16 protein-coding genes are annotated in these 18,252 nt (G+C 73.5%); 4 read left to right on the forward strand and 12 right to left on the reverse strand.

Annotation, left to right across the window (positions count from 1 at the left end; translation table 11 throughout):
- Nucleotides 1-18 precede the first annotated feature (18 nt).
- Nucleotides 19-1,155 (forward strand): Fic family protein, encoded by a 1,137-nt coding sequence (locus ACFQSB_RS13310; RefSeq protein ID WP_380826624.1) that lies wholly within the window; start codon nucleotides 19-21, stop codon nucleotides 1,153-1,155.
- Nucleotides 1,156-1,226: 71 nt separating this feature from the next.
- Here ACFQSB_RS13310 and ACFQSB_RS13315 read toward each other — a convergent pair whose 3' ends face one another.
- Nucleotides 1,227-1,670, reverse strand: a complete 444-nt coding sequence (locus tag ACFQSB_RS13315; RefSeq protein WP_380826626.1) for an ester cyclase — start codon at nucleotides 1,668-1,670, stop codon at nucleotides 1,227-1,229.
- Nucleotides 1,671-1,888: 218 nt separating this feature from the next.
- On the opposite strand from ACFQSB_RS13315, the gene ACFQSB_RS13320 reads away from it, so the two are divergent.
- Nucleotides 1,889-3,424, forward strand: a complete 1,536-nt coding sequence (locus ACFQSB_RS13320) for an acyl-CoA synthetase (protein ID WP_380826628.1) — start codon at nucleotides 1,889-1,891, stop codon at nucleotides 3,422-3,424.
- Nucleotides 3,425-3,451: 27 nt separating this feature from the next.
- On the opposite strand, the gene ACFQSB_RS13325 is transcribed toward ACFQSB_RS13320, so the two are convergent.
- Complete coding sequence (locus tag ACFQSB_RS13325) at nucleotides 3,452-4,870, reverse strand: M12 family metallopeptidase (protein WP_380826629.1); 1,419 nt, start codon at nucleotides 4,868-4,870, stop codon at nucleotides 3,452-3,454.
- A 401-nt stretch (nucleotides 4,871-5,271) separates the two neighbouring features.
- On the opposite strand from ACFQSB_RS13325, the gene ACFQSB_RS13330 reads away from it, so the two are divergent.
- Nucleotides 5,272-6,636: a S1C family serine protease gene (locus ACFQSB_RS13330; protein ID WP_380826631.1), complete on the forward strand. Its 1,365-nt coding sequence runs from the start codon at nucleotides 5,272-5,274 to the stop codon at nucleotides 6,634-6,636.
- 204 nt (nucleotides 6,637-6,840) lie between these two features.
- Here ACFQSB_RS13330 and ACFQSB_RS13335 read toward each other — a convergent pair whose 3' ends face one another.
- The 8 genes from ACFQSB_RS13335 to ACFQSB_RS13370 form a co-directional block, all read right to left on the reverse strand.
- The gene (locus ACFQSB_RS13335; protein WP_380826632.1) at nucleotides 6,841-7,578 is read right to left on the reverse strand and encodes an ABC transporter permease; all 738 of its coding nucleotides are present in this window, start codon (nucleotides 7,576-7,578) and stop codon (nucleotides 6,841-6,843) included.
- Nucleotides 7,579-7,623: 45 nt separating this feature from the next.
- Complete coding sequence (locus ACFQSB_RS13340) at nucleotides 7,624-8,514, reverse strand: ABC transporter ATP-binding protein (RefSeq protein ID WP_380826633.1); 891 nt, start codon at nucleotides 8,512-8,514, stop codon at nucleotides 7,624-7,626.
- A complete protein-coding gene (locus ACFQSB_RS13345) occupies nucleotides 8,511-8,930 on the reverse strand; it encodes a winged helix-turn-helix domain-containing protein (protein WP_354836188.1) in 420 nt (139 codons plus the stop codon). Before ACFQSB_RS13345 ends, ACFQSB_RS13340 begins: the two co-directional genes overlap by 4 nt.
- Nucleotides 8,927-9,589, reverse strand: coding sequence for a hypothetical protein (locus tag ACFQSB_RS13350; protein WP_380826634.1), 663 nt, complete (start codon nucleotides 9,587-9,589; stop codon nucleotides 8,927-8,929). Before ACFQSB_RS13350 ends, ACFQSB_RS13345 begins: the two co-directional genes overlap by 4 nt.
- A 116-nt stretch (nucleotides 9,590-9,705) precedes the next feature.
- The gene (cydC, locus tag ACFQSB_RS13355; RefSeq protein WP_380826636.1) at nucleotides 9,706-11,454 is read right to left on the reverse strand and encodes a thiol reductant ABC exporter subunit CydC; all 1,749 of its coding nucleotides are present in this window, start codon (nucleotides 11,452-11,454) and stop codon (nucleotides 9,706-9,708) included.
- Nucleotides 11,451-13,190, reverse strand: a complete 1,740-nt coding sequence (gene cydD, locus ACFQSB_RS13360; RefSeq protein WP_380826637.1) for a thiol reductant ABC exporter subunit CydD — start codon at nucleotides 13,188-13,190, stop codon at nucleotides 11,451-11,453. The genes cydC and cydD overlap by 4 nt, the downstream gene beginning before the upstream one ends.
- An 18-nt stretch (nucleotides 13,191-13,208) precedes the next feature.
- The gene (locus ACFQSB_RS13365; RefSeq protein ID WP_380826638.1) at nucleotides 13,209-14,012 is read right to left on the reverse strand and encodes a cytochrome d ubiquinol oxidase subunit II; all 804 of its coding nucleotides are present in this window, start codon (nucleotides 14,010-14,012) and stop codon (nucleotides 13,209-13,211) included.
- Nucleotides 14,013-14,053: 41 nt separating this feature from the next.
- Entirely contained in the window at nucleotides 14,054-15,238 is a 1,185-nt protein-coding gene (locus tag ACFQSB_RS13370; RefSeq protein WP_380826640.1) for a cytochrome ubiquinol oxidase subunit I, read from the reverse strand.
- A gap of 88 nt (nucleotides 15,239-15,326) precedes the next feature.
- On the opposite strand from ACFQSB_RS13370, the gene ACFQSB_RS13375 reads away from it, so the two are divergent.
- Nucleotides 15,327-15,677 (forward strand): PadR family transcriptional regulator, encoded by a 351-nt coding sequence (locus ACFQSB_RS13375; RefSeq protein WP_354836175.1) that lies wholly within the window; start codon nucleotides 15,327-15,329, stop codon nucleotides 15,675-15,677.
- 100 nt (nucleotides 15,678-15,777) lie between these two features.
- Here ACFQSB_RS13375 and ACFQSB_RS13380 read toward each other — a convergent pair whose 3' ends face one another.
- Nucleotides 15,778-16,500: a permease prefix domain 1-containing protein gene (locus ACFQSB_RS13380; protein ID WP_380826642.1), complete on the reverse strand. Its 723-nt coding sequence runs from the start codon at nucleotides 16,498-16,500 to the stop codon at nucleotides 15,778-15,780.
- 165 nt (nucleotides 16,501-16,665) lie between these two features.
- On the reverse strand, nucleotides 16,666-18,132 hold the full coding sequence (locus tag ACFQSB_RS13385) for a pentapeptide repeat-containing protein (RefSeq protein WP_380826644.1): 1,467 nt from the start codon (nucleotides 18,130-18,132) through the stop codon (nucleotides 16,666-16,668).
- Nucleotides 18,133-18,252 lie beyond the last annotated feature (120 nt).

An 18,252-nucleotide genomic window follows, 5' to 3' on the forward strand; every position in this document is an offset into this window, starting at 1 on the left:
CCATGCTGTTATGAAGGGGTGATCTACCGAACCCCTGAGCTGGAGCCGGCCGACAAGGCCGTGCTCGGCGAGATCGAGGACATGCGCCGCGACCTGAAGTACCGCCTGGCCGAGCCGCACCGCTGGGACGGGCAGCTCCGGCGCCAGCTCCAGGCGCGTGCCATCCAGGGGTCCAACTCCATCGAGGGCTACCGGGCCAGCGTGGAGGACATCGAGTCCATCATGCTGGGGGAGGAGCCGCTGGAGACCTCGCAGGCGGTCGCGAGCGAGATCGCCGGCTACAAGCAGGCGCTCACCTATGTCCGGCGGTTGTCGATGGCCCGCTCGTTCGGCTACGACAAGGGCCTGCTGCACGCGCTGAACTTCATGATGATCGGCCACCACCACGACAAGACCCCCGGCGTCGTACGGCCGGGCGGCATCTACGTCCGCGACTCCGCCACCGGCCAGGTGGTGTACGAGGGCCCGGACGCCGAGGACGTCCCCGGGCTGCTGGACGAGCTGGTCGAGTGGCTCAACGCCGGAGACCTCGGGGAGCCGGCCTACGTCCGGGCCGCCATGGCGCACCTCAACCTGGTGCGCATCCACCCCTGGAGGGACGGCAACGGGCGCATGTCCAGGGCCCTGCAGACCCTGGTGCTCGGCCGCGACCAGATCACCACGCCGGAGTTCTGCTCCATCGAGGAATGGCTGGGCGAGGGACGCACCACCTACGACTACTACGACGCCCTCAGGGACGTCGGGCGCGATCATTGGAGCCCGCACGGCGAGACCCTGCCCTGGGTGCGGTTCTGCCTGCGCGCGCATCACATGCAGGCGCAGCGGGTGCGGCGCCGGCTGGCCGAGGCGGGGGAGGTGTGGACGCTTCTCGAGGAGCAGGTCGACAAGGAGGGCCTGCACACCCGCTGCGTCTCCGCGCTGTACCAGGTCTTCGTGAGCAGGCGGCTGCGACGCGGCACCTACCAGGCCGAGGAGTCGCTCAGCCAGGGCCAGGCCGCCCGGGACCTTCGTGAGCTGGCCGCACGCGACTGGCTCACCCCCTATGGCGAGACCAAGGGACGCTTCTACGCTCCCGGCCCCCGCATGGAGCGGATCAAGGCGGACTTCGCCGCCCGCGTCGAGCCACTGCGCGACCCGTACCGCACCGCCGCCTGACCGCAGGCCCGGGACGGCATGGCCGGGGCGAGGGAACCGGGCACCGCGTCGGGTGAGTTCCCTGTGGGGGGCTACGCGCCGGCCGGGTCGTCGGTCGACAGGTGCAGGCCGAGCTGGGTGTACAGCTCCAACTGGTCGAAGTACTCCCGGTGCGTGACGATCTTGCCGTCCTCGACGAACGAGGCGCAGGTGCCCCGCAGAGTGATGCGGCGGCCGGTCGGCTCCAGCTCCCGCCCGTCGGGCAGCAGGAACGGTCCGGTGTGCGTGCCGGTCCCCGTCCATTCGACCATCATGGGTCTGTCGGTGCTGGTGGCCTCGAACCACACCGACAGGTGGAGGTCCGGAAATCCCTGGAAGAACTGCTCGTAGACCCACGCGATCTGCTCGTGTCCCTCCGCCACTCCTACGGGGGAGACCAAGACGGCGTCCTCGGTGAAGAGTTCGAGCATCCGGTTCACGTCGTGATCATTGAGCGCGTCGGCCAGTCCGCGCTTGACTTCCCACTTGTCGACCATGGCCGTGGTCCTTCCGTGGTCGGGTGTCAACCTATCGATCACGCTACCCAGCAGTAGGTCGGCTATCGGCTACGAGAACGTCGCGGACACGCCAGGAAGTCCCCTCGTCCTCCAAGCCGGGCAAAGTCGCGCGGAGACCTCCCGTGCCCGGCGGGCCGGCGCCGCGCCGATCAGCGGGTGCTTTTCCGTGGCGGGATAACCGAGTACGGTTCGGTTTTATGTACCCGGGAGCGGTCGCGGCCGAGACGCCCGACAAACCTGCCGTGATCATGGCGGGCTCCGGGCGGGTGGTGACCTACTGCGAACTGGACGAGGAGTCCAACCGGCTGGCGCGGCTGTTCCGGTCGGCCGGGCTGCGACCCGGGCAGCACATCGCCCTCATGCTGGAGAACCACCCGCTGTTCCTGGTGGTGGCATGGGCGGCGCACCGCTCCGGGCTGTACTACACGGCCATCAGCCCCCGTCTGCAGCCCGACGAACTGGCCTACATCCTGGACAACTGCCAGGCCGAGGTCTTCATCTCCTCGGCGGCGCTCGCCGGCGTCGCCACCTCGGTCACCGAGCGCACGCCGAAGGTCCGGCTCAGGCTGATGATGGACGGCGTCGCCCCCGGCTTCGCCTCCTACGAGCGGGCCGTGGCCGAGCACCCGCCGCTTCCCGTCGAGGACGAGTGCCAGGGGGCGGACATGCTCTACTCCTCGGGCACCACCGGCCGTCCCAAGGGCGTCAAGCCGCCGTTGAGCCGCGCGCCGCTCGAGGCTCCCGGCGCGCTGGTGGGGTTGGTCCGGCTGCTGTTCGACCCGTCGGCCGACGCGGTGTACCTGTCGCCGGCTCCGCTCTACCATGCCGCGCCCCTGCGCTACTGCATGGCCTTCCAGCGCATCGGCGCGACCGTCGTGGTGATGGAGAGGTTCGACCCCGAGCAGGCGCTGGCGCTGATCGAGAAGTACCGCGTCACCCACTCCCAGTGGGTGCCGACCATGTTCATCAAGATGCTCAAGCTCCCCGAGGCCGTACGCCGCAAGTACGACCTGTCCTCGCTGACCTGCGCCATCCACGCGGCCGCGCCGTGCCCGGTCCCGGTCAAGGAGCAGATGATCGACTGGTGGGGGCCGGTCGTCCACGAGTACTACGCGGGCACCGAGGGCAACGGCTTCCTGTACGTGGGTCCCGAGGACTGGCTCGCCCACAAGGGCACCGTGGGGCGCCCGCTGCTCGGCGTCGTCCACATCTGCGACGAGGACGGCGAGGAGCTGCCGGCCGGCGAGCACGGCACCGTGTACTTCTCCGACGGGCCGCGGTTCGAGTACCACGGCGACCCGGAGAAGACGCGCGCGGCCGGCGACCCGAAGGGCCGGGGGTGGACGACGCTCGGCGACATCGGCTACCTGGACCAGGACGGCTTCCTGTACCTCACCGACCGCCGCTCGTACATGATCATCTCTGGTGGGGTCAACGTGTACCCGCAGGAGGCGGAGAACGTGCTGTCCCTGCACCCGAAGGTGGCCGACGTGGCGGTCTTCGGGGTTCCCGACGAGGAGATGGGCGAGGCGGTGAAGGCCGTCGTCCAGGCCGCCGATCCGGCCGAGGCCGGGCCTGCCCTCGCGGCCGAGCTCATCGCGTACTGCCGCGACCGTCTCGCCCACTACAAGTGCCCCCGATCTGTGGACTTCCGGCCGGAGCTTCCCCGCCATCCCACGGGGAAGCTCTACAAGCGCCTGCTGCGCGACGAGTACTGGCCGTCCGCCGGCTGATCCCGCCCGGTCGCCCGCTCGCGCCGGTCAGGGCGCGAGCGCCGGGAGCCCCGCGGCCGGTTGCGGCATCACGGGTGACCCCAGGTGCGCCGGCGGTCCGGGCTTCGCGGGCGGTTCCGGCTTCGCGGAAGGCTCGGGTTTCACGGATGGTCCGCCGGGCGACACGGGCGGTTCCGGCTTGACGGGCGGCTCCGGCTTCACGGGCGGTTCACCGGGCTTCACGGGCGGCTCCCCGGGTGGCGCCGGAGGCTTCGCGACGGCCGGCGGGCAGTCGTAGAGCGAGCGCACGGCCGTCAGGTCGGCCCGGCTGAAGCCCTCCCGCTGACCGATCGGCACCGGCACGAGCGGGACCAGGGTGTCCAGCCCGTTGGCGCTGAAGAAGTTCCTGCCGTACAGCATCACCGACCCGTAGTCGAGCGTTCCGAACAGCCGGTTCTGTTCGGGCGCCAGCTTCTGGAACTGGGGCTCGTACCCTTTCAGCACGTTCTCCAGATGGACGGTCACCGCGGAGTCCCGGTCGGAGCGCGAATGTTCGTGGTAGAAGCCGATGGCGTGCAGCAACTCGTGAATGGCGACGCCCTTGCGCTCGCACCCCGCGCCGATCGAGACGTCCTGCGGCTGCCCGCCGATGCGTCCCACGTACGAATAGCAGCCCTTGCCGGAGATGACGTTCAGATATCCCGCCTCGTCGGTGCGCGGGACGAAACGCACGCAGGTGTTGTCGTGGAAATCCTTCATCGCCTGGACGACCGCCTCGCGCGCCCCGGGCGTCAGCGCGGGGGACAGGACGTAGGGCACCCTCCGGTCGGGCCACAGCGCGCCCGCCTGGGTGGTGCCCGCGCCCGCCGAGGACCCGGGGCAGGCGGCGAGACGCGCCGGCCGCCCGGACGGCGGCCCCGGCGCGGCCGGTGGCGAGGCCGGCCTGGCCGCAGGTGAGGCCGATCCGGTCGGAGATGAAGCAGTCGCGGCCGGTGGTGAAGCCGGCGCGGCGGGAGGTGGGGCCGGCGCGGCCGGAGGTGGGGCCGGCCTGGTCGGAGGTGGAGCAGGCGCGGCGGGAGGTGAGCCGGGCATGACCCGGGGCGGGTCCTGCGCGCCCGTCACCGGCTCTCCCGGCCCCCGCTCTCCCGGTGGGGGCGGGGTGAGACGGCCGGTCCCGGGGAAGACGCCCGGCAACTGGATCTTCCCGGCGGAGGCGTCGGCGGGCGTGCCGATGATGATGTCGCCCTCGGTGACGGCGTGCCCGTCGATGTCCGCGAACCCGATCGTGTGCGGCTGCCCGGTGACGTCCGGAGCGGTGACGAACTGGGACGGGTGCTCGACCTGCTGCTGCCACAGCCAGTCCAGCGCGTCGTCGTCACCGTCACCGTCCCCGTCACCGGCGAAGGCGGGTGCGGCCACCGTCAGCAGCCCGGACATCACCACGGCCAATATCAGTTTATGTCGCATATCGATACCCCCGGAAAGCGTTTCACGACGGTGTGCGAACCGTCGCGGGGGAAACCTACCCGCATGATCACCCGGCACTCGCGGGAAAAGCCGGTGCGACGGGAGACCTCGTCGGGAGCGCGGCGCCCACGGTAATTCACCGGGCCCCCTTTCTCCTTATCCCGGCCTTACATTTCCGCCGCAGTCGGGACGGCGATAATGCAGCTCAGCGCCATTTCCGCAGGTCGCTCCGCCGGTCGGCGACCGCCGTGCCGCCGCCGGTGACAACCTCCAGGCGACGTTCAGCAGACCTTCAGTCAGGGCTTAGGACGTTCTTATCGCCGGTGCGCCATCATTGATTTACCGGTCCTCAACCGGCCGCCGCCGAATAGCGGCGCATGCGGACGACCTTGGGGGAAGAGATGAGCACCGAAGACCCGCGTGAGCAGACGACCAGCGAGACCACCCCGGTGGAGGCGCCGGGTGCGCGGGGCTGGACGCAGTTCGGCCGGACCGCGCCCCAGGCGGGCGGCTTCCGGCACCATTGGAGCGCATCGGGCGGGCCGGCCGGTGACACCCAGCAGTTGCCGCCCTTCGCGGCGGGCGCCGTGCCGGCCGGTGGCCCGGCGGGCGGGTGGTGGACCACCGGTCGCAAGGCGGTGGCGGGCCTCGCCCTGGCCGCGGTGGCGATCGGAGGCGGGGCCGCGGGGGCCTTCGTCGCCACGGCCGCCGCCGGGACCCGGCCCGTGATCTCCAGCCCGATCGTCCGCCCGGCGTCCAACACCGCCGCCGCGACGGTCGCCGACGTGGCGCGGGCCGTGCAGCCCTCCGTGGTCTCCATCACCGTGACCAGCGGCGCCGGCCAGGCCGAGGGCTCAGGGGTGGTCCTGTCCGAGGACGGCCTGATCCTCACCAACAACCACGTGGTCGCCGGAGCCGGGCAGGACGCCAAGCTCCAGGTGAAGTTCAGCGACGGCAAGGTCGCCTCGGCCGACGTCGTCGGCACCGACCCGGCCACCGACCTCGCCGTGGTGCGGGCGAAGGACGTGTCCGGGCTGACCAAGGCCACTCTCGGCGACAGCGACAAGCTGAGGGTCGGCGACGCCGTCCTGGCCATCGGCAGCCCGCTGGGCCTGGAGGGCTCGGTGACCGCCGGCATCGTGAGCGCGCTGGACCGTACGCTGACCGTCGGCGGCGAGTCCCAGCAGCAGCGCCCGCAGCTCCCGCCCGGCTGGGGCGACGGCGGGTTCGGCCAGCAGCAGCCCGGCCAGCAGCAACCCGGTCAGCCGCAGAGCTCCGGCACGACGATCGGCGGGGCCATCCAGACCGACGCCGCGATCAACCCCGGCAACTCGGGCGGCGCCCTGGTGAACGCCTCCGGCCAGGTGGTCGGCGTCAACAGCGCCATCGCGACCAACGGCGGCGAGGGCAACATCGGCGTGGGCTTCGCCATCCCCATCAACACCGCCCGCCAGGTCGCCGACCAGCTGATCAAGACCGGCAAGGTCAGCCACGCCTACCTCGGGGTCACCCTGGCCGACGCCACCGGCGACACCCCCGGCGCCGTCGTCGGGTCGGTGCAGGAGGGCAGCCCGGCCGAGCGGGCGGGGCTCAAGGCCGGCGACGTGATCACCAAGATCGGCCAGACGCAGGTGTCCGGGGCCGAGACGGTGGTCGGCGCGGTGCGCGGCTTCCAGCCCGGCACCAAGGTCGAGGTGACGTACCTGCGGGGCGGCGCCACCTCCACGGCCACCGTCACCCTCACCGAGAAGACCGTGACGAGCTGACCGTCTCCAGGACCGGACGCGCCACCGGGTACGCTGCGGGCCCGGCGGCGCGTCCGCCCTTCCCCTGAGGCCCGCGACCGAGCAGGTCGCGGGCCTCAGGGGCTCTCCGGTGTCCAGGGAGGCGGGCCTCAGTGGCTCTCCGGCGCCCGGGGAGTGTCGGCCTCAGAGGGGCTTGAGCACCGGGGGAGCAGGGGGCGTGGGAGCTCAGGAGAACCTGCGGCCCTCGTCGCGGCGGTAGGCCCAGGCGGCCAGGCCGCCCGCGACCACCGTCCACACCGCCATCATCACCAGCGCGAGGGCGTGCGGGGTGAAGTCCCCCGTCGCGGCCCACACCAGCTCCACCGCGCCGCGCGCCGGCAGGTAGGGGGCGATGGCCTCGATGAAGCCCGGAGCCCGCCCCGGGCCGGTGAGCAGCCCGCTGCCGAACGCCATCGGCAGGAACACGACCTGCGCGACGGCGATCGCCGCCTTCGACGGAAGCGCGTAACCGATCAGCAGGCCCAGCATGGTGAACGGGACGGCGGCGACGGCCAGCGCGCCGAGGCCCAGCAGCGCGCCGAGGGGCGTCACCGTCGCCTCGGTGAGCAGCGCGGCGATCAGGACCACCGGCAGCAGCGCCAGTGCCAGGAACGCCAGGCCGTTGAGCAGCCGGCCGGCGAACCTCGGCCCGGCGCCGGCGGGCAGCGTGCGCAGGTAGGGGTCCCAGGGCTGCGCGCGGTCCTCGGCGACGCCGACGCCGTAGGAGAACAGGCAGGTCCCCATGACCGCGAACGTCATCATCGAGCCGGTGGCGAACGTCGCGGCGACCGGGTCGCCGCCGGCGAAGGGGACCACGAAGAACAGCATCGAGGCGGAGGGGAAGAAGGTGTTGCCGATCACCGCGATGGGGATGCGGATGGTCTCGAGGAACTGGTACTTCACGTGCGTGACGACGAGCGACACAGGACTCTCCCTCGGGGGGGCGGGCAGGGGCTGTCAGCGGGGAGCTCAGGCGGCGGCGGGCGCGTCGTCCCGGGCGGTGATCGCCAGGAACGCCTCCTCGAGCGTGGTGGCCCGGATCTCCAGGCCCGAGAAGGGCACGCCCGACCCGACCAGCTCGCGGACCAGCCGGTCGGCGTCGGCGGTGACCAGGTGCGTCCGGTCGCCGTCGGTCTCCGCGCGCAGGACGCCCGGTAGCTCGGGCAGGTGGGCGGCGGTCAGGCTGACCCGGCGGACGCCGACCATGCCGCGCACCGCCGCGAGGCTGTCGTCGGCGAGCACCCGGCCCTTGCCAAGGACGACGACCCGCTGGGCCAGCGCCTCGATCTCCTCCAGGTAGTGGCTGGTCAGCAGCACGGTGCCTCCATCGGCGTGGAAGGCGCGCACGGCCTCCCACAGCGCGCGGCGGGCCTCGACGTCCAGCCCCGTGGTGGGCTCGTCGAGCAGGACGAGCCGCGGCCGCCCGGCGAACGCCAGGGCGACCGCGATCCGCCTCTTCTGCCCGCCCGACAGGCCCCCGATCTGCCGGTCGCGCATGCCGGTGAGTCCGAAGCGCTCGAGAAGCTCGTCGCGGTCGGCCCGCGAGGGGAAGTGGGCCGCGACGAAGTCCACGCACTCGCGCACGCGCAGGGTGGGCGGGAGCCCGGTCTCCTGCGGGGTCATGCCGAGCAGGCGGCGGCGGGCCGGGTCGCCGGGCGGGCCGCCGAACAGGCTGACCGAGCCCGAGGACGGCCGCCGCAGCCCGGCCAGCAGGTTGACCAGGGTCGACTTGCCGGCGCCGTTCGGGCCGAGCAGGCCGATGAGCTCCCCCTCCCGGATCTCCAGCGATGTGGTGTCGAGCGCGGTCACCTCGCCGTACCGGCGGGTGACCTCCTGGAGGCGAGCGAGCGTCTCGGTCATGGTTCCTGCCCCGTCTCTTTCTGGTCTGTACCGGATGGCGCCGAAGGCGCCGTCTCGCCGCCGGCCGCGCGGATCTCCGGCGCGCGCGCCGGGGCCGGCTGGGCGCCGGCCATGTCGAGCAGCGCCCGGATGGCGGCGGTGTAGTCGTCGAAGGCCAGCCGCCCCCGCCGGGTGAGCGCCACGTACGTCACCGGGGTGCGCCCCCGGTGGGTCTTGCCGATCTCGACGTATCCGGCGCTCTCGAGCTTGCTGAGGTGGACCGACAGGTTGCCGGCGGTCATGCCGAGGATGTCCTTCAGGCCGGGGAAGCTGATCTGGTCGCCCTCGGCCAGGGTGGACAGCGCGGTGACGACGCGCAGGCGCGCCTGGGCGTGGATGACGGGGTCGAGCTCGGGGAGCCCGGCGGACGGGCTCATGCCCTGCCCGGCCGCAGGCGGGTGCGCAGGTGGATGCCCACGCCCATGGCGATGAAGACGCCGCCCACGCCCACGGCGGAGAACAGCGCGTGCAGCCCGGGGCCGGCGACCACGCCGGCGACGTTCACCACGGTGACCCAGACGCCCACGGCGAACATCTGGCGCACCCCCCACACGGCCCCTCCGGCCATGAACAGCAGGCCGACGACCAGCATCGAGACGCTGCACCAGAGCAGGGTGCGCTCGGCCTCGGGGAGGAGCCTGCCGAAGTGGCCGCACAGCGCCCCGACGAGCATGTAGCCGAAGAACCAGCTCAGGCCGTACATGGCGCCCCGCGCCTGCGAGGCGCCGCGCACCTGGCTGCCCTGCCGCCACCCGGCGTACCCGGTGATGACCAGGGCCAGGGCCATCGTGCCGAACAGGATGGTCAGCGCCACGCCCAGCGAGAGCGGCCCCTGCGGCCGCCCCGACACCCCGTAGCGCACGAACAGGGCGCCGTAACCGATCAGCCAGACCAGCCCCCACAAGATGTAGAAGGCAGGCAGCGGACCGGCGAAATGCCGGGCCGCCGCCGCCCGCTGGTCCTCGATGATGCCCAGCATCTCCTCCGGACTGAGCGCACGCTCACCCTCGGCGTCCTCGGCCTCACCTGCCCGCATGACCCTCTCCTCACACCGCACTGCAAACTGGTTTGAACTATAAACCAAACAGGTTTGCGATGTAAACCACTGCCCCGCGTTTCGGCATCAAACGGCCGGATCGGGCGGGTGGGCGGTCAGGCGGAGGGCGTGGTGAGGGCCTCGGAGTGCCACAGGTCGTGGTAGTAGCCGGGGGCGGAGATCAGTTCCTCGTGGCGGCCGCGCTGGGTCACGCGGCCGGACTCCAGGACGACGATCTCGTCCACGCCCTCCAGGCCGTGCAGGCGGTGGGTGACCAGCAGCGTCGTGCGGCCGTGGGTGGCGTCGAGCAGGTCGGCCATCAGGGCGTCGGCGGTGGCGCCGTCCAGCGCCTCGGCGGGCTCGTCGAGCAGCAGGACCTCCGGGTCGTGCAGCAGCGCGCGCGCCAGGGCGAGCCGCTGGAGCTGGCCGCCGGAGACCGTGCGCCCGTCCTCGCCCAGCGTCACCTCCCAGCCGGTGCGCTCGACCCAGGCGTCCAGCCGCGCCCGGCGCACCGCCCCGGCCAGCTCGTCGTCACCGGCGTCCGGACCGGCCAGCCGCAGGTTGTCGCGCAGCGTCGCACGGAAGACGTAGGGATCCTGCGTCAGCCCGGTGATCAGGGAGCGGACGTCGTCGGTGCAGAACGCGCGGACGTCGGCGCCGTTGAGGCGGATGCTCCCCGACTCGAAGCCGGTGGTGCGCATGAGCGCGGACAGCAGCGTGCTCTTGCCCGCCCCGCTCGGCCCCACCACGGCCACCCGCTTGCCGGGGGTCAGCGTGAGACCGACGCCGTCCAGCGCGGCGGGGCGGCCGGGCGCGTGGCGGACCACCAGGTCCGCCACCTCGACGGTCAGCGGGCCTCGCGGCGCGGGAGCGGGCGTGGCCGGCTCGGGCACGGCGGCCGGGACGACCTGGACCTCCCGCAGCCGGCGCAACGCCGCGCTCACCCCGGCGAACCGCTCGCCCGCCGCGGCCAGCGGCAGGACCGGCTCGAACGACACCAGGGCCGTCAGCGCCAGCACGGCCGTCGCCACCGTCCCAAGCTGGGCCCGCTGGGCGGTCAGCACCACGGCGGCCACCGTGAGGCCCTGAACGAGGATGCCGGCCATCAGGGCCGCGGCGTTCGCCCGGCTCTGCCGCCGCTCCAGCGCCGCGAGCCGCGCGTCGGCCTCGGCGGCGGACGCCAGCGCCCGGACGGCGGCCCGGTAGGCGGCGAGGTCGGCGGCGCCGTGCACCAGGTCGGCGACCCGGGCCGCCAGGTCGGCCCGGGCGGGCGCCAGGCGCGCCGACCACCGGCGGGCGGCGGCGGCCGTCCCGGCGGGCAGCAGCACACCGGCGAGCAGCAGGCCCGCGAGCAGGACCAGCGCGGCGGCGGGCAGCAGGAAGGCCCCCAGCGTCACCGCGGCGACGGCCGTCACCAGGGCGGCGAGGGCCGGCAGCAGGCAGCGGACCAGCAGGTCCTGGACGGCGTCGGTGTCGTCGACCATGCGGCTCAGCAGGTCGGCGCCCCGGTGGCCGGGCGGGCGGGCCGGGATGAGCGCCCGGTACAGCCGCTCCCGGGTCGTGGCCTGCGCGCGCAGCGCCACGTCGTGCCCGGCCAGGCGCTCGGCGTACCGGAACACGCCCCGGCTGGTCGCGAAGGCCCGCACCCCGACGATCGCCACGCTGAGGGCGGCCAGGGACGGCCGCTCGGCGGCCCGGGTGATCAGCCAGGCGGCGCAGCCGATGAGCGCCAGCGACGCCAGCTCGGCCGCGGCGCCCGCGGCGACGGCGGTCAGCGCGCGCCCGCCCATCCCGGACAGGAGGTGCCGCCTGGGGGCCGGCGCGTTCTGGCCGGCGGCCGGCCCGGCCGGCGTGCCGCTGGTCATCGTCCGCCTCCCAGCGTCGTTCCGCCCTCGCTGTCCGGCCCCGGCACTGCGGCCCCTACGACCGCTGCCGGCCTCGTGACCGCCGGGCGGTCGGAGACGATCTTGCCGTCGGCCACGCGGACGACGCGGTCGGCCAGCTCGATCATCGCGGGCCGGTGGGCGACGATGACCGCGGTGCGGCCCTCGGCCAGCGTCCGGGTGGCCGCCACGATGGCGGCCTCGCTCCTGCCGTCCAGGCGCGCGGTCGGCTCGTCCAGCAGCAGCACCTGCGCGTCCGGGCGGCAGAACGCGCGCGCCAGCGCCACGCGCTGCCGCTGGCCCGCCGACAGGTCGGCCCCGCGCTCGCCGACGACGGTGGCGTACCCCTCGGGGAGCGCCTGTGCGAACTCCGCCGCCCGCGCGGCCGACGCCGCGGCGTGGACCTGCTGGTCGGAGGCGTCGGACCCGAGCCGGATGTTGTCGGCGACGGAGGCGGCGAACAGGTGGGGGCGCTGCGGCACGAACGCCAGGCGGCGGCGCCACCGGCCGGCGTCCACGGCGGAAAGTTCCACCCCGTCGACCAGCACGCGGCCCTCGGAGGGGGTGACGAAGCCGAGCAGCAGGTGGAGCAGGGTGCTCTTGCCGGCGCCGCTCTCGCCGACCAGCGCCACGCGTTCGCCGGGGGCGACGGTCAGCGACACGCCGTCGAGCGCGGCGTCCTGGCGCCCCGGGTAGCGGACGGTGACGTTCTCCAGCCTGATCTCCGGCACACCGGCCGGCATCGCGGCGACGGGGGCGGGTGTGGGCGGGTCGAGGGTGCCGGAGGTGGTCCGCTCCAGGACGGCGAAGGCGTCGTCGGCCGCGGCGACCCCCTCCATGGCGGCGTGGAACCTGGTGCCCATCATGCGAAGCGGGATGTAGGCCTCGGGAGCGAGCAGCAGCACCAGCAGGGCGGTGCGCAGGTCCAGCGACCCCGACAGCAGCCGCAGGCCGACCGGGACGGCGACGAGCGCGAGGGACAGCGAGGCGACCAGCTCCAGCACCAGGGAGGACAGGAAGGCGACCCGCAGGGTGCGCATGGTGGCCGAACGGTGGGCGTCGGCGACCTGCCGGACCACCGTGGCCTGGTACTGGGCGCGCCCGAACGCGCGCAGCGTCGGCAGGCCGCGCACCACGTCGAGGAAGTGACCGCCGAGGCGCGACAGCGCCCGCCACTGCCGCTCGGTGACCGCCTTGGTCTGCCACCCGACCAGCGCCCCGAAGACCGGGATCAGCGGCAGCGTGAGCAGGACGATGACGGCGGTGCCGAGGTCGGCCGCGAAGAGCCGCACCAGCACGGCGACCGGCACGACCCCGGCGACGGCGACCGCGGGCAGGTAGCCGGTGACGTAGGGGTCCAGCGCGTCCAGCCCTCGTCCGGCCAGGGTGACCAGCTCGCCGGACCGGCGGGCGCTGAGCCCGCCCGGCCCGAGGTCGCGCAGCCGCGCCAGCAGCCCGCGCCGCAGCACCGACTTCAGCGCGGTCGCGGTGCGCCCCGCCGTGACGCCCTGCAGGCCGCCCAGCAGCGCGCGCACCACGACCACGGCCGCCAGCGGGAGCAGGGCCGCCGTGGTGAACGCGCCTGAGAGCACACCCGACAGCAGCTCGGCCTGCGCCAGGACGAGCAGTCCGGCCAGGACGGCCGCCGCCAGGCACACCATCAGGTGCGGGCGGACCGCCGGCTCGGTGCGTGCCAGGCGCAGCAGATCCTTGTGCATCGGCTCCTCGAAGGTCCTCTAGAAGAAGGAGGGGACGGCCGCGGCGGCGCCCGCCGGCCTGGCCGGGCCGAAGGTGCGCCATACCCATACTTGCGCCGCGACCATGATGGGGACGACGGGCAGGACGATGAGATTGAGCACATTCAGCGTCGCGGGGGAGGCGGCGTGCTCCAGCAGCACCGGGGACAGCGCCGCGAGCGGCACGGCCACCGGCAGGGCGGCGACGGCGGCCGACAGGCGCAGCCGCCGGCCGGTGCGGCGGGCCTCGGCCGGGCCCGACAGGCGCCACTCGGTGAAGGCCCGGCCGTGGAAGGCGAACACGGCGGCCACCACGGCGCCGCCGAGCAGGCCGGCCAGGTCGAAGGGCCCGTCCGGCAGCCCGCGCGCCACCGACGCCAGGGCGACGCCCCAGCTCAGGGCCAGGCCCCAGGAGCCGGCGCACAGCACGGCGTCCCAGAAGCCGCGCCAGGCGGCGCCGTCCAGCCTGCGCCGGAACCACAGGCCCGCGTCGCGCAGGATCCAGGACACCAGCAGGGTCACCACGACCGGGTACAGGCCGTGGACCACCGTCCCTTCCAGGGAGGGGAACGCGCCGAACAGCGTGCCGGCCGCCGCGATCAGCCAGATCTCGTTGGCCAGGACGAACGGGGCCATCGCGGCCACCAGGCGGTCGCGGTGCCGCGCGCGCGTGCCCGGCTCGCCGGCCCGTTCGCGGGCCCGGCCGAGCACCGGGAGGAGCATGCCGACGCCGATGTCGAAGCCTTCGAGGGCGAAGTAGCCGACCAGCAGCACGGCGAGGATCGCCAACCAGATGATCTCCATGGGGGGAGCTCCTCATTCGGGGGCGGCCTTGCCGCCGGGGGTCACAGGACGAGCGAGGGGGTGGGGGAGGGGTCGGCGGGCTCGGCGACGCCGAGGTCGGCCCTGTCGGGGCCGCGCCGGACGACCCGGGCGATCAGCAGGTAGTCGGCCAGGGCCAGCAGCGCCAGCACGCCCGCGAAGGCGGCGAAGGAGAGGGTGATCATCGGCCTGGTCAGGCCGGGCGACATGGCGTCGGCCACCGTGAGCCTGCCGTACACCAGCCAGGGCTGGCGGCCGACCTCGCGGACGAGCCAGCCGAGGACCGCGGCGACGAACGGCAGCGGCGTCATCAGCATGAGCATCGGATGCAGCCACCGGGCGCGGGCGAGCAGGTCGCGGAACAGCAGCGGCAGCAGCAGGAACAGCACGATCAGGTGCACGAGCTGCCCGATGAGGATCATGTTGCCGAGCGCCATCCCGGGGATCGCGCCCTTGAACTTGTCGGGCTGGATGTCGCGGACGAAGCCGAACTGCGCGTACCCGAAGCCGACGGCGATGTTGGTGCCGACGAGCGCCCACACCACCCCTGTGCGCAGCGACCGGCGGAAGAACTCCTGCTCGGGGGTGCGGCGGAAGAGCTGGTAGGCGCTGGCGCCGATGATCACGGAGCTGCCGGCGAACAGTCCGGCGCCGATGACGTGCGGGAAGGCCATCACCAGGCTCGGGTTGGCGAGCAGCGCGCCGAAGTCGGTCAGCACCAGGTGGTCGCCGCGCTGGACGCTGCCGGCCGGGTGCTGCAGGAAGGAGTTCGCCACCATGATCCAGAAGGCGCTGGCGTAGGCGGTGAGCGCCACCAGCCAGATGCACGCCAGGTGCAGCTTCTTGGGCAGGCGGTTCCAGCCGAAGATCCACAGGCCGAGGAAGGTGGACTCCAGGAAGAACGCCACCAGCGTCTCGATCGCCAGGGGCGCGCCGAACACGTCCCCGGCGTAGTGGGTCAGCCCGCTCCAGCTCAGCCCGAACTGGAACTCCATCACCAGGCCGGTGAACACGCCGAGCGCGTAGTTGATCAGATAGATCTGGCCCCAGAAACGCGTCATGCGCTCGAACACCGGCCTGCCGCTGATGACGTGGCGGGTCTGCATGATCGCGACGAGGGGGGCCAGGCCCAGCGTCAGCACGACGAACAGGAAGTGCAGGGCCCCCGTCACCGCGAACTGGAGCCGCGCCAGGTCGGTCACGTCCATGGCTCCTCTTTCTCTACGTTGTGTCTGCCTACATGTAGAGAGCCTACCTATAGAATGACGTCATGACGCACCTGAGTAGGCTTGAGCGGTGAATCCCGACGCGCTCCGCGGTCACATGGACGCTTTGCTGCTCTCCGTCCTGGAGGGCGGGCCGCTGCACGGTTACGCGATCATCGAGGCGTTGCAGGAGCGCAGCGGAGGCGCGCTCAACGTCCCGACCGGCACCGTCTACCCCGCCCTGCGCCGGCTGGAGCGGGTGGGCCACCTGACGAGCGAGTGGGCGACGGTCGCCGGCCGCCGGCGCCGCACCTACCGGCTGACCTCCGGCGGGTACGCCGCGCTGGCCGGCGAGCGGTCGTCGTGGCGGCAGTTCACCGACGCCATCGGCAGCGTCCTGTCCCCCCGGCCCCAGGAGTCGGCGCCTCAGCCCCAGGAGTGAACGCGCCGCAGGAGGCCAGTGCCCTGCCTCTAGGACTGGACGCCCTGCGCACCGCCTCGGGAACGGGCGCCCCGGCACGCGCCGGCCGGGGCGGCGCCGCTCAGTTCAGCGCGCTCCGCTGGGAGACCGTCGCGGCGGACGCGGCCGGCAGCGGGCGCGAAACGATCACGCAGCGGGTGGCGCTCCACAGCAGCGAGCCCGACACCAGGTAGCTCACCAGGCTCGCGACCATGCCCGGCGGGTAGGCGTCGAAGCCGCTCAGCGCCCGGCCGGCGCCCGCCGCCAGGGCGAGCCCCATCAGGCAGATGGCCGGCACCTGGATCCACAGCAGGATGCCCAGGGCACGCGTGAGCACGCCCGGGCGCCGCACCGCGCGCAGCGGACCGCTGAAGGCGAGCAGCGCCAGCGCGCCGAGGACGCCCACGCCGAACTGGAAGAAGTCGAGGAAGCGCGCGAGCGGTGTGAACCACGCCGCCCTGACCTCGGTGACGGTCCAGGGGTTCTCGGGGAAGATCTTCCAGATGACGCTCCACATCAGCGTCATGAGCGGCACGGTCACGAACATCACCGCGGCGGTCCTGCGACCCTGGTGGGCGGCGATCTCCTCCTGGTAACCGGGGGCGATCTCGTCGACCGGACCGAACTCGGCGACGGCCATGCGCTCGGCCTCCGCCCGGTCGAACCCCTCGGCCAGGTACGCCTCGGCGGAGTCGGCGAGGCCGTCGCGCGCCTCGGCGAGCAGATCGCGCCTGACGCGCGTGGAGCCCCGCAGCGTGCGGCCGAGTGTGCTCACGTAGTCGTCGATGACACTCGCGCTCGCCATGCTCTCCCCAGGTCTCCGCCCTCCGTGGGCTCCGGCCCTCATTGTCTCCTCAGGGCGGGCCGGGGGGTAATCCGGGTAATCCCTGACGCATCCCTGGAGGTCGGGCCGGTTCCCCCGATATGCGGGCGCGCATCTGTGCCGCTCAGACCCCCTCTGGCCCGCGGGTCAGCCGACGCCGGTCGCGGTGGCGTGCACGACCGGGGCGGGAGCGGGGGAGCGGTGGCCGACCGGGCGCCGGGCGGGATGGGCGCCGGCCGTCCAGAACAGCGCCCCGGCGGCGACGGCCGCCGCCACGACCAGCCAGCCGAACGCGCGCCCCATGCGCAGGCCGTACCCGCAGGCCAGCCAGTAGGCCGCGAGGGCCAGCCGCACCCGGCGCCGCCGGGTCGCCAGGCGGCGCATCTCCATGGCGCCGAACGCGAAGTCGGCCGCGACCTTCTTGTCGTCCACCGCGCGCCGCAGCCGCTCGTACAGGCCGGCCAGCCGGCCCGGGTCGAGCGGCTGCTCGGGACGCGTGGACCAGCCGCGCCAGGCCCGCTCGTCGGCGAGGACCCGGCGCTCGCTCCACCACAGCACCGGCGGCCAGTTCAGGGCGACCCGCACGCCCCGCGGAGTGCCGGCGAAGACGCACTCCGACAGCCGCAGCGCCTCCGGATGGCGGACCTGGGCCAGCCGGCAGCCGCTCAGGTCGGCCCCGCGCAGCGTCAGCGCGCCGGCGTCCAGCCGGTCCAGCGACAGCACCCGAAGCCCGCCGGCCGCGCCGGTCACGGTCGCCGGCCCGCCGAGCACGGCCTCGCGCAGCTCCAGGTCGACGTCCGACAGGCGCGCGGTGAGCCGGGAGGAGAGCCGGGCCCCGCGCAGGTCGACCGGGCATCCCGCGGCCTCCAGCTCCACCGGCGCCGAGGCGTGGACGCCGGAGAGCACGAGCCGGCGGCCCGCGCGCAGACCGGTGAGGTAGGCGCCGCCGTGGAACCCGGCCCCCTCGAACCCGGCCGTGCCGCCGAAGGCCGCCTTGCGGAAGGACACCGCCCGGCGGAAGCGGGACCCGCGGAACAGGGCGTCGTTGTCGAAGACCGCGCCGTCGAAGGCGGCGAACCCGTGGAACTCGGCGCCGCGGAAGGAGGCGTCCCTGCCGAACCGGGCGTCGCCGAACAGCGCGTCGCTGCCGATGCGCACGCGGTCGAAGGCGCCGTGCCCGCGCAGGCGGGCGCCGTGCATGGAGAACTCGCGGGAGAAGCGCACCTCGCGGAAGGAGGCGTTGCGGGTGAAGCGGGTGCCGAAGAAGGAGGCGAGACGGTCGAAGCGGGCATGGTCGAAGCTCGCGTCCCCCGCGAAGACGACCTCGCCGAACCGGGTCGGCCCGGTGAACCGCGCGCGGTCGAACCTGGCCCTGCCGAGATGGCGCCCCGTGGCCGACAGCACGCGGTCCAGCAGCTCCTCCGCGAGGGTGGTGCCGCGCAGGTCGACCCCGCCCCCGGGCGCGAGGCGGGCCAGGACCTCCTCCAGCTCGGCGGGGGTCAGATGGGCCAGGCAGCGGTCGTAGGGCCGGCACGTGATTCCCACGCACGCGGCCGACGCGTCGCAGGTCTGCCAGCCGACGTCGAGGGAGAGCGTCTTCAGCGGGGGCGTCATGCCAAAGTCATACCCAATGTCGGGTAACGGGTCGCTAAATCGTGACGGGAAGCTGACAGAGTGTATCCATGGCGTCGGGTGCGCCCGGCCCGCTAGGTCCAAGCACGACAAGCCTGGCGG

It is taken from the genome of Sphaerisporangium rhizosphaerae, from assembly GCF_042665155.1.
In the GTDB taxonomy this organism is placed as follows: Bacteria; Actinomycetota; Actinomycetes; order Streptosporangiales; family Streptosporangiaceae; genus Sphaerisporangium; species Sphaerisporangium rhizosphaerae.